The 14,641-nt window shown below is 40.6% G+C and carries 17 protein-coding genes and 1 rRNA gene; 17 read left to right on the forward strand and 1 reads right to left on the reverse strand.

Going from position 1 to position 14,641, the window contains the following annotated elements; all coding sequences use genetic code 11:
* Positions 1-34 precede the first annotated feature (34 nt).
* From rrf to rsmI, 14 genes are all read left to right on the forward strand, one after another.
* A 5S ribosomal RNA gene (gene rrf, locus NST65_RS00185) occupies positions 35-150 on the forward strand.
* Positions 151-321: 171 nt separating this feature from the next.
* Positions 322-513: a sigma factor G inhibitor Gin gene (locus tag NST65_RS00190; protein WP_024425620.1), complete on the forward strand. Its 192-nt coding sequence runs from the start codon at positions 322-324 to the stop codon at positions 511-513.
* Between the two features lie 128 nt (positions 514-641).
* Positions 642-1,256, forward strand: coding sequence for a 5-bromo-4-chloroindolyl phosphate hydrolysis family protein (locus tag NST65_RS00195; protein ID WP_342489218.1), 615 nt, complete (start codon positions 642-644; stop codon positions 1,254-1,256).
* An 18-nt stretch (positions 1,257-1,274) separates the two neighbouring features.
* Positions 1,275-2,339, forward strand: a complete 1,065-nt coding sequence (locus NST65_RS00200) for a toxic anion resistance protein (protein WP_065215446.1) — start codon at positions 1,275-1,277, stop codon at positions 2,337-2,339.
* Between the two features lie 77 nt (positions 2,340-2,416).
* Entirely contained in the window at positions 2,417-3,826 is a 1,410-nt protein-coding gene (locus NST65_RS00205; RefSeq protein ID WP_111926605.1) for an aminotransferase class I/II-fold pyridoxal phosphate-dependent enzyme, read from the forward strand.
* Positions 3,823-4,461 (forward strand): dTMP kinase, encoded by a 639-nt coding sequence (tmk, locus tag NST65_RS00210; protein WP_111926607.1) that lies wholly within the window; start codon positions 3,823-3,825, stop codon positions 4,459-4,461. The genes NST65_RS00205 and tmk overlap by 4 nt, the downstream gene beginning before the upstream one ends.
* A 79-nt stretch (positions 4,462-4,540) precedes the next feature.
* Complete coding sequence (locus tag NST65_RS00215; protein ID WP_024425625.1) at positions 4,541-4,870, forward strand: cyclic-di-AMP receptor; 330 nt, start codon at positions 4,541-4,543, stop codon at positions 4,868-4,870.
* A 12-nt stretch (positions 4,871-4,882) separates the two neighbouring features.
* Positions 4,883-5,323, forward strand: a complete 441-nt coding sequence (locus tag NST65_RS00220) for a YaaR family protein (protein WP_024425626.1) — start codon at positions 4,883-4,885, stop codon at positions 5,321-5,323.
* A gap of 11 nt (positions 5,324-5,334) precedes the next feature.
* A complete protein-coding gene (gene holB, locus NST65_RS00225; protein WP_024425627.1) occupies positions 5,335-6,324 on the forward strand; it encodes a DNA polymerase III subunit delta' in 990 nt (329 codons plus the stop codon).
* 2 nt (positions 6,325-6,326) lie between these two features.
* Positions 6,327-7,154: a stage 0 sporulation family protein gene (locus tag NST65_RS00230; RefSeq protein WP_024425628.1), complete on the forward strand. Its 828-nt coding sequence runs from the start codon at positions 6,327-6,329 to the stop codon at positions 7,152-7,154.
* A 14-nt stretch (positions 7,155-7,168) separates the two neighbouring features.
* Entirely contained in the window at positions 7,169-7,522 is a 354-nt protein-coding gene (gene yabA, locus NST65_RS00235) for a DNA replication initiation control protein YabA (protein ID WP_024425629.1), read from the forward strand.
* A gap of 55 nt (positions 7,523-7,577) precedes the next feature.
* A complete protein-coding gene (locus NST65_RS00240; RefSeq protein WP_070326877.1) occupies positions 7,578-8,321 on the forward strand; it encodes a tRNA1(Val) (adenine(37)-N6)-methyltransferase in 744 nt (247 codons plus the stop codon).
* Complete coding sequence (locus NST65_RS00245) at positions 8,308-8,607, forward strand: GIY-YIG nuclease family protein (RefSeq protein ID WP_034284140.1); 300 nt, start codon at positions 8,308-8,310, stop codon at positions 8,605-8,607. Before NST65_RS00240 ends, NST65_RS00245 begins: the two co-directional genes overlap by 14 nt.
* The gene (rsmI, locus tag NST65_RS00250; protein WP_111926609.1) at positions 8,582-9,463 is read left to right on the forward strand and encodes a 16S rRNA (cytidine(1402)-2'-O)-methyltransferase; all 882 of its coding nucleotides are present in this window, start codon (positions 8,582-8,584) and stop codon (positions 9,461-9,463) included. Before NST65_RS00245 ends, rsmI begins: the two co-directional genes overlap by 26 nt.
* Positions 9,464-9,508: 45 nt before the next feature.
* Here rsmI and NST65_RS00255 read toward each other — a convergent pair whose 3' ends face one another.
* Positions 9,509-9,799: an AbrB/MazE/SpoVT family DNA-binding domain-containing protein gene (locus tag NST65_RS00255; RefSeq protein ID WP_087975202.1), complete on the reverse strand. Its 291-nt coding sequence runs from the start codon at positions 9,797-9,799 to the stop codon at positions 9,509-9,511.
* Between the two features lie 520 nt (positions 9,800-10,319).
* Here NST65_RS00255 and metG point away from each other — a divergent pair.
* The 3 genes from metG (at position 10,320) to NST65_RS00270 (ending at position 14,616) form a co-directional block, all read left to right on the forward strand.
* A complete protein-coding gene (gene metG, locus NST65_RS00260) occupies positions 10,320-12,320 on the forward strand; it encodes a methionine--tRNA ligase (protein WP_048239539.1) in 2,001 nt (666 codons plus the stop codon).
* Between the two features lie 81 nt (positions 12,321-12,401).
* Complete coding sequence (locus NST65_RS00265) at positions 12,402-13,169, forward strand: TatD family hydrolase (RefSeq protein ID WP_024425634.1); 768 nt, start codon at positions 12,402-12,404, stop codon at positions 13,167-13,169.
* A gap of 244 nt (positions 13,170-13,413) precedes the next feature.
* Complete coding sequence (locus NST65_RS00270) at positions 13,414-14,616, forward strand: G5 and 3D domain-containing protein (protein ID WP_111926611.1); 1,203 nt, start codon at positions 13,414-13,416, stop codon at positions 14,614-14,616.
* The last annotated feature ends 25 nt before the right edge of the window (positions 14,617-14,641 follow it).

Raw genomic sequence — 14,641 nt, forward strand, 5'->3', positions numbered from 1 at the left:
TATCTAGTTTTGAGAGAACATTCTCTCCATCAGGTTTGGTGGCGATAGCGAAGAGGTCACACCCGTTCCCATACCGAACACGGAAGTTAAGCTCTTCAGCGCCGATGGTAGTTGGGGGTTTCCCCCTGTGAGAGTAGGACGCCGCCAAGCTTCTATTAGGATCAGTTCCAGTCGGAACTGGTCTTTTTTATTTTTAAAGAAAAGGAACAAACACTCGATCTGACATGGATACATATACTAAACTACCATCTAAAACATTCTTAATTTTGTATACAATTGAAGGCGCTAGGGCATACTGAAGCTATAAGTGGAGGTGTCACAATGAGCAAAAAAGAGCGAGAAGCGATTTGTTTGATTTGTGAAGAGAAAAAAACAAAGGGAATTTATTTATATCATCAGTTTTTGTGCCGAGAATGTGAGAGAAAGTTAATTTCTACATCGACCTCGGATCCTAGCTATGCCGATTATGTTAGAAAGCTAAAAAATCTTCATACGCCGCCTTTGTATTCATAGACCATTAGATGGTCTTTTTTTATGAGCTATGGAGGATTGGGCCTGTTTTTTGGAACTTAGTTTGGACATCATCCGTAATTAATAATAAGATAAACAGAGAGCCTGATTATTCATAGGAGTCGATGAACATGAAATCAATCTTTTATACATTTATATGGGCCATCCTCTCTACTTTTTTTTCGCTTGTGATTTTAACCGTCAGTATTGGGGTTTTCCATCATCATGTTGGACTATCGATACTGTATGCGATGATGGGGTGGGGCGTAATGTTTGCAGGGAGCAGATGGGTTGCTTTCCAGTTGTTTTTAAAGAAACACGGACTGTCTCGTAGTGATTATGTATATATCAAACAGCATTTAAAAGAAGCAGGACAAAAGCTCGTACGTTTAAAGAAGGCTTTATTTGCTGTGAAGAACGTACAGACGATCAAACATAATTATGAAATTCTCCGACTTGCACGACGAATCTATACGATTACAAAAAAAGAGCCGACCCGATTTTATGATGTACAGCGTTTTTATTTTGAAAGCTTGGATTCTGTCGTTGAACTAACTGGAAAATATGCACTATTGTATAACCAGCCTGATCGCAGTCATGAGTTGGAAATGACACTAAGCCAAACTCGAGTGACGCTGACAGAGCTGCAAAAGCAATTGACGAATGATTTGCAGCAAGTATTAGGAAGAGACATAGAAGCCCTTCATATTGAGCTTGAAGTGGCAGATAAAATGATAAAGAAATAATGAAAGGAGTCAAACGCAATGAAACCAGAAGATCACATCCCAACATCATCTGCTGCCACTACAGATCTTCAGTTTCAAGTGTTTGATACCTTATCTGATGAGGAGAAACAAGAAGCCTTGCAGCGTGCTGAGCAAATCCCTGACAATCCGCAAAAGCTGCTTTTCTATGGTACACGTGTTCAGGAACGATTATTGGAACAATCACAACAAATGATGAAATATGTTGAGAAAAAAGATATCGATCAAATAGGAGACGTGCTTGAGGCCTTTTTGCACCAGCTCCAAGTAGTAGAACCGGAGGACTTACTGCCAAAGAAGCAGGGCTTTTTTTCGAAGTTATTTCGGCGGGAGAAGCGTTCTACTCAGGAAATCATATCGCGTTTTCAACATGCAAAATCACAGATCGAGAGATTATCAGCAAGGCTTCGTTACGCAAAAGGCGGATTAATTTCCGATCACATGTTATTAGAGCGTTTATTTGAAGAAAATCAAACCTTTTTCCAAGAGATGACGCTGCAGGTTGCAGCAGTTGAAGCGAAAATAACAACTTTAGAGAAGCAGATCATATCAGAAACGGAGCAGACTGGTAATCGGACTATAGAGGATCATTTGATGAGTCAGGAAGTCAATGCAGAAGAATATATGGAGAGGTTGAAAGAACGGAAATATGATTTGCTGCTAAGCCGGCAAATTGCGTTGCAATGTAATGCCCAAATTCGAATGATCCAGCATACGAATCATACATTGGCCAATCACATTCAATCAACTGTTTCTGCATCTATTCCTCTATGGATCAACCAAATGTCGATTGCGTTAACCCATATTCAGCAGCGTGCCAATTCAGCTCTTGAGAATCGAATCAAAAAAACATATGAAAAGGTATCAAAGCAGCAGGGGGAGCTTCTTGAAGAGGCAGCTTTTGCACCTATAGATACGTTGAAAAAGGTTCAACGCCAATTAGCTGAAACCTTACAGGAAACGTTACAGGTGAAAGAGCATGGAAGCCAAGAGCGAGCCCAATTGAAAAACAGAATGTATGAGGCAGAACAGCAGCTGACGAATCACCAGCCAATTAAGGAATGAGAATCCATCTTTCGGTTCCCTTGTATGAACGTTATAATAGACATAAGATATCGTTAAAGTGAAAAGGGTCGATTTGTTTGAAAACACCTTTATATACAGCATTAGCACAACATGCGGAAAAGAAACCTTATTCTTTCCACGTTCCAGGACATCACAATGGAGATGTCTTTTTTGATGAGGCACGGACTTATTATGACTCAATTCTTCAGCTGGATGTAACAGAGCTTGAAGGGTTAGATGATCTCCATCATCCAACTGGTGTGATACAAGAGGCTGAACATTTATTGGCAAAGCTATATGGATCAGATCAAAGCTTTTTCCTTGTGAATGGGACAACTGTCGGAAATTTAGCGATGGTGATGGCAGCCTGTCGTGCGGGAGATGAGATTTTCGTCCAGCGAAATTGTCATAAGTCTGTTTACCATGCGATTGAACTTGCAGGAGCCACGCCTATTATGGTAGAAGCTGAGGTAGATCCACACCTGCATGTACCAACACATGTGACGGATGAAACAGTCAAAAAAGCCATATCCAAACACCCTAATTGCCGGGCGATCGTTTTGACTTATCCGAACTACTACGGACATGCGGCTGATTTATCAAAGCTGATTGACATGTGCCACGAAGCAGGCATGATCGTTTTGGTTGATGAGGCACATGGTGCACATTTTGTATTAGGCGGCGCTTTTCCCCCATCTGCTCTTTCCTATGGAGCTGACGTGGTGGTACAATCAGCACATAAAACCCTTCCGGCCATGACGATGGGATCCTACCTTCATCTTCAGGGGGGGCGAATGGATGCAAAACGTTTGAAAACATTCCTCACGATGCTTCAAAGCAGTTCTCCATCCTATCCAATTATGGCCTCATTAGATGTGGCAAGAGCTTATGTCGAGGAGATCAAGAAAAAAGGGATCTCGGATGGAATGATGAAAGGACTGGCAGAGCTGAAAAATGAGTTCAACCGTATACCCCAGCTTGAAGTGGTAGAGTCTGAATTGCTTTCTAACGATCCATTAAAATGTGTGATTCGATCAACAAAAGGGCTGACTGGTTATGAACTAAAACGAGTACTTGAATCAGTGGAGGTTCACCCAGAGCTTGCCGACGAACATCAGGTTTTACTTATCTTTGGTTTAGAACAGAAGAAGGATATTCCTTTTAAACAGATAGAGCAGGCCCTTAATCAAAGCGATTCATTGCTCAAAGGAAAAGATCATTTCCAAAGAGAGGCGCCGGCTGATGACAACGATGAGCATAGACAGGATATAGAAGCCGTCCCATTTGAACATGCAGCAGGACGGGTTAGTGCAGAATCGGTTATTCCATATCCACCGGGTATTCCTTTGATCGTTAAGGGAGAGCGTATTGAAATCGATCAGATTGCGGCTTTAAGCCGTTTGCTTGGACATCAGGTTCATGTTCAAGCCAGTCAGGTGATTCATCAGAGAAAATTATATGTTTATATAGAAGAGGAGACACTATGAGCGGTATGTTTATTACGTTTGAAGGGCCAGAGGGTGCTGGAAAAACGACAGTGATTCGAAAAGTGTATGAAGAAATGGAACGCCAAGGATATGCAGTGATGGCGACACGTGAGCCTGGCGGCATTGACATTGCAGAGCAGATTCGTGAAGTCATTTTAAATGAAAAAAACACAAAAATGGATGCGAAAACAGAAGCTTTGCTGTATGCAGCCGCAAGAAGGCAGCATTTGGCTGAGAAGGTAGAACCGGCATTACAGCGCGGGCAGACGGTTTTATGTGATCGTTTTGTTGATAGCTCCCTTGCTTATCAAGGCTATGCGAGAGGGCTTGGGATTGAAGAAGTAAAGTCAATTAACGACTTTGCTATCAATGGCACGATGCCGCAAATGACCATTTATTTTTCTATTACACCTGAGGAAGGGTTAAAGCGAATTGATTCCAACCAGGGAAGAGAAAAGAATCGATTAGACATGGAGACGCTGAATTTCCACCAGCTGGTCAGAGAAGGCTATGAACTGCTTATTGCACAATCGCCAGAACGATTCCGTGTAGTGGATGCGTCTCAGCCGATGCAGGCTGTCTATGAAGAAGTCCTTCAATTGATTCAGGACACATTAAAGCAAAATCAAATATGACCTAATTCCCAATCGTTGTTATAATATAGAGGAAGACATCGGCATGTCATCTGTGCCTAAAATAAAGGAGGCCAATCAAATGAAATTAATTGTTGCCGTTGTACAGGACCAAGATAGCAGCAAGTTGTTGAAAATATTGACTGAACATCATTTCGGCGTGACAAAATTAGCTTCAACTGGTGGGTTTTTAAAGTCTGGGAATACGACTTTTATTATTGGTTGTGATGATGTCCGGGTGGATAAAGCATTACAGCTTATAAAAGAAAATTGCCGTAAACGTGATCAAATGATCGCGCCTGTCTCCCCAATGGGCGGAAATGCAGATTCATACGTACCATACCCTGTTGAGGTTGAAGTTGGCGGAGCTACAGTTTTTATTCTGCCAGTTGAACAATTTCATCAATTTTAAGGATGGGTTGCTGTGAAAATTAATCAAGATATGCGGCTGCGTTTAGAAAAGCGTGAACTCCAAGCGATGAAAGGAAGCCAGACATCTGCCTCCTTTAAAGCTTCGATGGAGACGCAAAGCGGCAAACTGCGCTTAGAACAGCTGACAGTCATGCTGAGTGATATCGAAGTGTTCGGAAAAAAGCTCGCAAAGTCACGAAACTTAAAGGATTTGGCTAGGTTTAAAGGACTGGTGAAGCGCTTTGTGAAAGAGACAGTCGATAATGGACTAAATATAGAAACATCAAGGAGCTTTGACATTTATGGCAACACACGTACACTTGCTTTGGTCAAAGCCTTAGATGAAAAGCTGATTGAATTAACCGAGGAAATGATGGATCAAGAAAAACCATCTATTGATTTGCTTGAACGTATTGGAGAAATAAAAGGTTTATTGATTAACCTTTACACATAGAGAGTGATAACATGGCAATTAGCTGGGATGACATGAATGATTTGCAGCCGCGCGTCATGCGGCTGATTTTTAATAGTATTGATAAAGACCGACTTGCGCACGCCTACTTATTTGAAGGAAAAAAAGGAACCGGAAAACTGGATGCAGCGATGCTTTTGGCTAAAAGCTTTTTTTGCTTGGAATCAGGAGTGAAACCATGTGAATCCTGTCAAAACTGCAAAAGGATTGCATCAGGAAACCATCCCGATTTACATCTTGTGCAGCCTGATGGCCAATCAATTAAGAAGGCGCAAGTGCAGGCACTGCAAGAGGAATTTACAAAAGCCGGTGTAGAATCTCACCGGAAAATGTATATTATTCTTCATGCGGACAAAATGACGGTCAATGCCGCGAACAGTTTATTGAAGTTCCTAGAGGAGCCTAATCGGGAAACGATGGCGGTTTTAATCACTGAGCAATCGCATAAAATGCTGGATACGATTATTTCAAGATGTCAGATGCTCAGCTTTCAGCCGCTGCAGCCACAATCCTTGGAGCAGCAGCTTTTACAAGAAGGCGTATCTCAGCATCTCGCAAGGCTTTTGTCGAATTTAACCAATAATTTAGCAGAAGCACTCGAATTAAGTCGAAATGATCAGTTTGCAGAGTCTAGAGCGAAAGTGATAAAATTGTATGAAGTCTTACACCAGCGAAAAGAACATGCATTTTTTTATATACAGGATCAATGGATGCCTTTTTTCAAAGAGAAAGACCTTCAAGAAACAGGTCTGGATATGCTTTTATTTATATATCGTGATGTATTGTCGATTCAAATAGGAAATGAAGATAAAGTCATTTATCAAGACTTATTCCAGACAATGAAGCAGCATGCGCTGCATTCCACACAGCAGATGGTGACCAGCCAGATCCTTGCTGTATTAGAAGCGAAAAAGAGACTTCAATCCAACGTGAATGCCCAAGGGCTGATGGAGCAATTGGTGTTGATGTTGCAGGAGGGATAAGCTTGTACAACGTAATTGGTGTTCGCTTTAAAAAAGCGGGCAAAATCTATTATTTCGATCCTAATGGATTTCATATAGAAAATGATAGTTGTGTCATTGTAGAAACGGTCAGAGGGGTTGAGTACGGACAAGTGGTCATCGCCAACAAAAAAGTAGATGAACACGATGTGGTTCTCCCTCTGCGTAAAGTCATTCGTGTAGCAGACGAACGAGATCGGCTCATCGTTGAGGAAAACAAAGAAGCAGCGATGACAGCCTTTGATACATGTCTTCAGAAGGTAAGTGAACATGGGCTGGAAATGAAATTGGTTGATGTTGAATTTACATTTGACCGAAACAAGGTCATCTTCTACTTCACAGCAGATGGCAGAGTTGATTTCCGTGAGCTAGTGAAGGATCTTGCATCAATTTTCAAAACGAGAATTGAACTTCGCCAGATTGGCGTAAGAGACGAGGCAAAAATGCTTGGCGGCATTGGTCCTTGCGGGCGAATGCTTTGCTGTTCGACATTCTTAGGAGACTTTGAACCAGTGTCGATTAAGATGGCAAAGGATCAAAACCTGTCGTTAAATCCGACAAAAATTTCCGGACTATGCGGCCGTTTGATGTGCTGCTTGAAATATGAGAATGATGAGTATGAAACAGCGAAGGAACAATTACCGGATATCGGCGAAACGATTCAAACGTCTAATGGCTCTGCAAAGGTAGTAGGGCTCAATATTTTAGAACGAATTTTGCAAGTTGAATTAACCGGGCAAGAAAAAGTGATAGAATATACATGGGAAGAATTATTACAAGAAGGCGTTGTATCTGCACAAACAACTGAGTAACGAGGTGTGCCACCTTGGATAAAAAGGAACTATTTGATACGGTGATTAATTTAGAAGAACAAATCGGTTCTCTTTATCGCCAGTTAGGTGATTTGAAAAATCATATCGGTGAAGTGATTGAAGAAAATCATCAGCTGCAGATGGAGAATCAGCACTTGCGTGAACGTCTGGATCAGTCGGATCGAGACAAATCGTCTGAGGCAGAGAATGATTCTGCCCAGAAGCCAAGTCATTCTGATATAGGAGAAGGTCATGATAACCTGGCCCGGTTATATCAGGAGGGCTTCCATATTTGTAATGTACATTATGGAAGCATTCGTAAAGAGGGAGACTGTTTGTTCTGTCTGTCATTTTTAAATAAAAAATGAGAAAAGGCTTCCGCTGAATCGGGAGCCTTTTTCACAGGAAAAGAAAGGATACATCATGGTTTCGTTAAGAGAAGATGAACGTTTAGATTACCTGCTCGCCGAAGATATGAAGATTATACAAAGTAAAACTGTGTTTGCCTTTTCATTGGACGCGGTGTTATTAGCTAAATTTGCGTATGTGCCAATCCAAAAAGGAGAGATCATTGATCTTTGTACCGGAAATGGCATCGTGCCATTGCTGCTTTCGACTCGTTCTAAGGCCTCGATTACGGGTGTTGAAATTCAAGAACGGCTGTTTGATATGGCAAAAAGAAGTGTGGAGTATAATCAACTTGCGCACCAGATTGAATTGATTCATGGTGATTTGAATGATATGCCGGAACGCTACGGCAACCATAAAGTTGATGTGATTACATGTAACCCGCCATATTTTAAAACACCTTCTAAGGATGAAATCAATGAAAATGAATATTTGGCGATTGCACGGCACGAAATTCATTGTACATTAGAAGATGTTGTTCGTGTTTCTTCCACGCTGCTAAAGCAAGGGGGAAAACTGGCGATGGTTCATCGACCAGGACGGCTGCTTGAGATTGTGGAATTAATGAAGGAATACCGAATTGAGCCAAAACGAATTCAATTTGTTTATCCCAAACAAGGGAAAGAAGCCAATACCATCTTGGTAGAGGGCATAAAAGATGGAAAACCAGATCTGAAAATTCTCCCGCCTCTTTTTGTTTATGGGGAAGATCAGGAGTATACAGATGAAATCAGGACGATACTGTATGGAGAAGCATAATCATTACTTCTATGTATTAAAATGTGCAGATGGCAGCCTGTATGCGGGTTATACAAATGATTTACAAAAGAGATTGATGACCCACAATAGTGGAAAGGGAGCAAAGTATACAAGAGCGAGACGGCCGGTTGAGCTTTTTTATCATGAATGTTTTGCAACCAAAAGAGAAGCCATGCAGCAAGAATATCGTTTCAAAACGTGGACGCGGAAAAAGAAAGACATTTATATAGAAGAAATGCGAATAGAAAAGGAGGCGGCACATGAAAAAGACACAGAAAAGCTTTGATGGTCAATCTGGTATGGGGATTCTTTATCTTGTCCCAACCCCGATCGGAAATCTAGAAGATATGACGTTCCGAGCGATACAAACATTAAAAGATGTAGACTATATTGCCGCAGAAGATACAAGGCAAACGAAAAAGCTTTGTCATGTATACGAAATTGATACACCCTTAACCAGCTATCATGAGCATAACAAAGACAGCAGCGGCCACAAGTTAATCGAATGGCTAAAAGAAGGGAAAAATATCGCACTCGTGAGTGATGCCGGTTTACCGACGATTTCAGATCCAGGGGCCGAAGTGGTTCGAGATTTTACTAGCATTGGGGGCTATGTCATTCCGTTACCTGGCGCTAATGCTGCACTAACGGCACTCATTGCATCAGGAATCGCGCCTCAGCCATTTTTCTTTTACGGTTTTCTCGACCGTCAAAAAAAAGAAAAGAAAAAGCAGCTTGAAGCCTTGAAGAAACGTCAAGAAACGATCATTTTCTATGAAGCACCCCATCGATTAAAAGAAACGCTGACTTTGATGAAGGAAGTGTGGGGGAATCGGAACATCGCAATTACGAGAGAACTGACGAAAAAATTCGAAGAGTTTATTCGTGGAGATATAGAGTCTGTGCTGACATGGGCTGCGGAGAATCAAATCCGAGGTGAATTCTGTCTTGTGGTACAAGGAAATGATCAAGCTGAAGAAGAGCTGAATGAAGAAGCTTGGTGGACGTCCTTATCTGAAAAAGAACATGTGATCCATTACATAGAGGAAGGATTAACGTCGAAGGAAGCCATTAAACGTACAGCTGTCGAACGTGGTGTGCCAAAGCGCACGATATACGATGCCTATCATATTGAACAATAAAGAAAGGTTCTTGCAAACGGTGCAAGAACCTTTTTTATATGAACCTTATTTTTGTGATTGAAGTTGGTTTTGAATTTCGTTAATGATTTGCTCTGCACCTTCACGGCTAAGAACTAATTTACCATTAGCAAGCTTAAGGTTATCGTCTGATACTTCACCTGTTACTTGGCAAGTCATGTTTGGTTTATATTTTTTTAGGATAATTTTTTCATCATCAACATAAATTTCCAAAGCGTCTTTTTCAGCGATTCCTAACGTACGGCGAAGTTCGATTGGAATCACCACGCGTCCTAATTCGTCAACTTTACGTACAATACCTGTAGATTTCATCTTCATTCTCCTCCCAAAAAGAACTTATTCTTAATATAATATTATCTTCGTCATTATTCGACAAATTCCTTACATTCCTAGCATAACAAGGTTTCCATAAATCGTCAATCATTTTGTTTACTATTGTTTGTAAAATATGACTCTTAAAGTCAAAAGACCTTGAAACTACTGGTGTATAAGGATTTTGTAGGCTTTTTCTATGAAAATATAAGAAATGACGAGATCAGATTAACAAGACTTTTGCCCTAATTTAGCCAATTGTAAATCTGGAAATAGATTTCATACGACAATATTCGACAAAATGTCGACGGGTTTGTCGTTTTTTTCGAAAAACTCATCTTTTTCGATCATTTCATCTTGTTCTATGTATATATGCTTGATCTTAAAGGCTAAGATGGTATCATAGAGAAAGCACAAGTGCAAAATTGAATGAATTGATCTGACACATTTTCATGTAATGATGATAACCGCTCTCGTCCATTGGGCGGGAGTTTTTTACATTTACACACACGCAGGAGGTTCCGACATGCCAGAAAAGAAAAAAACGTTTTATCTGACAACACCTATTTACTATCCGAGCGGAAAATTACATATTGGACATGCTTATACGACAGTAGCAGGAGATGCTATGGCTCGTTATAAACGTCTTCAAGGCTATGATGTGATGTATTTAACGGGTACAGATGAGCACGGACAAAAAATTCAGCAAAAAGCTGAAGAACAAAATATCACACCGATCGAGTATTTAGATCCAGTTGTTGAAGACATTCAATCATTATGGAAGAAACTCGACATTTCTAATGATGACTTCATCCGTACAACGGAAAAAAGACATACGAAAATCATTGAGCAAGTCTTTCAAAAATTGCTTGATCAAGGAGATATTTATTTAGATCAATATGAGGGATGGTACAGTATTCCTGATGAGACATTCTATACAGAAACACAGCTTGTTGATGTTGAGCGTAATGAGAAAGGGGAAGTCATTGGCGGGAAAAGCCCTGACAGCGGCCACCCTGTTGAATTAATTAAAGAAGAATCATATTTTTTCCGCATGAGTAAGTATGCGGACCGTTTGCTCGATTATTACGAAAAAAATCCATCGTTTATTCAGCCTGAATCAAGAAAGAATGAAATGATTAATAACTTCATTAAACCAGGTTTAGAGGATCTAGCAGTATCAAGAACAACCTTTGATTGGGGAATTAAAGTTCCTAACAATCCAAAACACGTCATTTATGTATGGATTGATGCGTTATTCAACTATTTAACTGCGATTGGCTATGGAACAGATCAAGATGAAAAATATAAAAAATATTGGCCTGCCAACGTACATCTCGTAGGAAAAGAAATTGTACGCTTCCATACGATTTATTGGCCGATTATGCTGATGGCATTAGATCTGCCTCTGCCGAAACAAATTTTTGCACACGGCTGGCTGCTCATGAAAGATGGCAAAATGTCTAAATCAAAAGGGAATGTGGTAGATCCGGTCACATTAATTGATCGCTATGGCCTCGATGCCCTTCGTTATTATCTGCTTCGCGAAGTACCATTTGGTGCGGATGGTGTGTTTACACCAGAAGGATTCGTGGAACGTGTAAACTATGACCTTGCCAATGATTTAGGTAACTTGCTTAATCGTACAGTTGCGATGGTGCAAAAATATTTTGACGGCACTTTAAGCAGCTATAAGGGTCCTGTTAATGAGTTTGATGAGGAGCTGAAAGCAGTAGCTGAACAAACAGTCAAAGCCTATGAAGAAGCGATGGAAAATCTTGAATTCTCTGTGGCTCTTTCAAATGTTTGGACATTAATCAGCAGAACCAATAAATATATTGATCAAACAGCTCCATGGGTGCTGGCAAAGGATGAAACAAAACGAAAAGAACTGCATTCTGTTATGTATCATTTAGCAGAATCACTTCGAATCACTGCAGTACTCTTAACGCCATTCCTAACGAAAACACCTGAGAAAATCTTCTTCCAGCTTGGGATTGAAGAAGAGAAGCTCAAAAGTTGGGATAGTATCCTATCATTTGGTGCGATTCAACAAGCGACGGTACAAAAAGGAGAGCCTTTGTTCCCGCGTTTAGAGGTTGAAGAAGAAGTAGCCTACATTAAAGAAAAAATGCAGGGAAGTGCACCTAAGGTAGAAGAAGAAAAAGTGGAAATCGAAGAAACGGAATTACCTGAGCTGGGAGCAGAAATTGCATTTGATGATTTCTCAAAAGTTGATCTTCGAGTTGCACAGGTATTGGAAGCAGCCCCAGTGAAAAAAGCGGATCGTCTCTTAAAGCTTCAGCTTGATTTTGGATTTGAAAAAAGACAAATAGTCTCTGGGATTGCCAAGCACTATCAACCAGAGGAATTAGTAGGGAAGAAGCTTGTTTGCGTAGCGAATCTTACACCAGTTAAACTCCGAGGGGAAATTTCCCAGGGAATGATTTTAACTGGAGAAACTGGCGGGAAATTGCAGGTTCTTGAAGTAGATCAATCTCTAGCAAATGGAACAAAAATTTTATAAATTAACAAAGGTGTTCCACGTGTAACATTTCGTCGAACACCTTTTGTTTTTTAGGAGAATTGTCGAAAGGAGCAATCAACCATGTTATTTGATACACATGCCCACTTAAATGCAGAACAATACAATGAAGACTTAGAGCAGGTGATCGAAAGAGCGAAAAGCGAAAAAGTTGAGAAAATCGTGGTGGTAGGGTTTGACCGCCCGACAATTACGAGAGCGATGGAATTAATTGAAGAGTATGATTTCATATATGCAGCTATCGGCTGGCATCCAGTCGATGCTATTGATATGACAGATGAGGATTTGGCTTGGATCAAAGATTTATCTCAACACGAAAAAGTGGTTGCAATTGGAGAAATGGGTCTGGATTACTATTGGGACAAGTCGCCAAAAGATGTGCAAAAGGAAGTCTTTAGACGCCAAATTGCTCTTGCGAAGGAAGTGAAGCTTCCAATCGTTATTCATAATCGTGACGCAACGGAAGATGTCGTGACGATTTTAAAGGAAGAGGGAGCAGCTGAGGTTGGAGGTATTATGCACTGCTTTACTGGCAGTCTGGAAACTGCAAAAGCGTGTATGGAGATGAACTTTTATATTTCATTCGGTGGACCCGTGACATTTAAAAATGCCAAAAAGCCAAAGGAAGTTGTAAAGGAGATACCAAGTGATAAGCTTTTGATTGAAACAGACTGCCCATACTTAACGCCAGTGCCATTTAGAGGGAAACGTAATGAGCCAAGTTATGTCAAATATATCGCAGAACAGATTGCGGAGCTGAGAGAAATCAGCTTTGAAGAGCTTGCTGAATTGACAACAAAAAATGCAAAAAAAGTTTTCCGTATAAACTGACAGTATATGATGTCAATCCTTGTTTAAGCTTGTCCAATTGTGAAACATAACGAAAAAGTTCTACACGTTTGCGCCTCCTCATAGGATAAGTTGTCGATAAGTCTTTCTTCCCTTCCTTCCATAAATCTCCCATAATAGGTTTACAATCGAGCATTTTTGTACAGTGGGTGGAAGGGTTGACAGGTTTTGAGATACTCTATATAATCTCTCCGAGGAGAAGGAGGCGTTTTTCATCGTACAAAAAATGAAAAATCTGTTTTCTGTGAAGCTAGGAAAAGGCAAGGTTTTATTACTAGTTGTTTGCTTGCTTTTAGCTGGAACTGGAACGGCTTACGGTGCGCATGAGCTCACTAAGCAGTCTATTACCATTTCAATCAATGGTAAAGAGAAGACAATTCGTACACATGAAGAGACAGTAGCTCAGCTGCTTTCAGACCTTGGCATAAGGACCAAGGCGGAGGATCATATCTCTCCAAGTCTAAATACAAAGATTCAAGACAATATGAACATTGTGTATGATGCGGCTATACCGGTTCATCTGACCCTAGATGGGAAAGAGAAAACGATATGGACTACAGATCAGACGGTTGGAGCATTATTGAAGAATGAGAAGATAGATATTGGGAAGCACGATCAAGTAACTCCAGGAAAGAATGACAAGTTAACAAAGGATATGAATCTTGTGGTTCAGCAGGCCTTCCAGGTCAGCTTAAATGATGGAGGAAAAGATAAAAAAGTGTGGACCACTTCGACTACGGTCGCTGACTTTTTAAAGCAACAAGAGCTGAAGCTCAAGAAGCACGATAAGATCAAGCCTGCGTTACATAGTAACCTTTCTAAAAAGAGCGCAGATATAAAGATCACTCGGGTGGAAAAAGTCACCGATGTAGTGGAAGAGAAAATTGCTTTTGATACCAAACATAAAAAGGATCATTCTCTTGAAAAAGGGAAAGAGAAGGTACTTAAAAAAGGTGAAGAAGGTAAATTGAAGAAGCACTATGCCATTGTGAAAGAAAACGGCAAAGTGGTGTCTAAAGAATTGATTAAAGAAGTGACCGAAAAAGATAGTAAGGACCGATTAGTGGCTATTGGTACACAAGAGGCCAAAAAGGAACCTACAGCGTCCCCTGCGGTTTCACGAAGCAATGAATCGTCAGGAAAAGAATTTTATGTGGCATCAACAGCCTATACAGCGAGCTGTGCTGGATGTACGGGCAGAACGTCTACAGGCTTTAATTTAAAAGCAAATCCAGGTGCAAAGGTTATAGCAGTTGATCCGAGTGTCATTCCGCTGGGCTCAAAAGTGTATGTGGAAGGCTATGGATATGCCGTTGCATCAGACACTGGATCTGCTATAAAAGGGAATAAAATTGATGTGTTCGTCCCAAGTAAGTCGGCAGCTTATCAATGGGGAAATAAACGAGTAAAAATTAGAGTACTCAAATAAACACATCAAATCATTTATATGAACA

The sequence above is a fragment of the Bacillus sp. FSL P4-0248 genome (genome assembly GCF_038593305.1).
GTDB lineage: Bacteria > Bacillota > Bacilli > Bacillales > Bacillaceae > Bacillus > Bacillus safensis.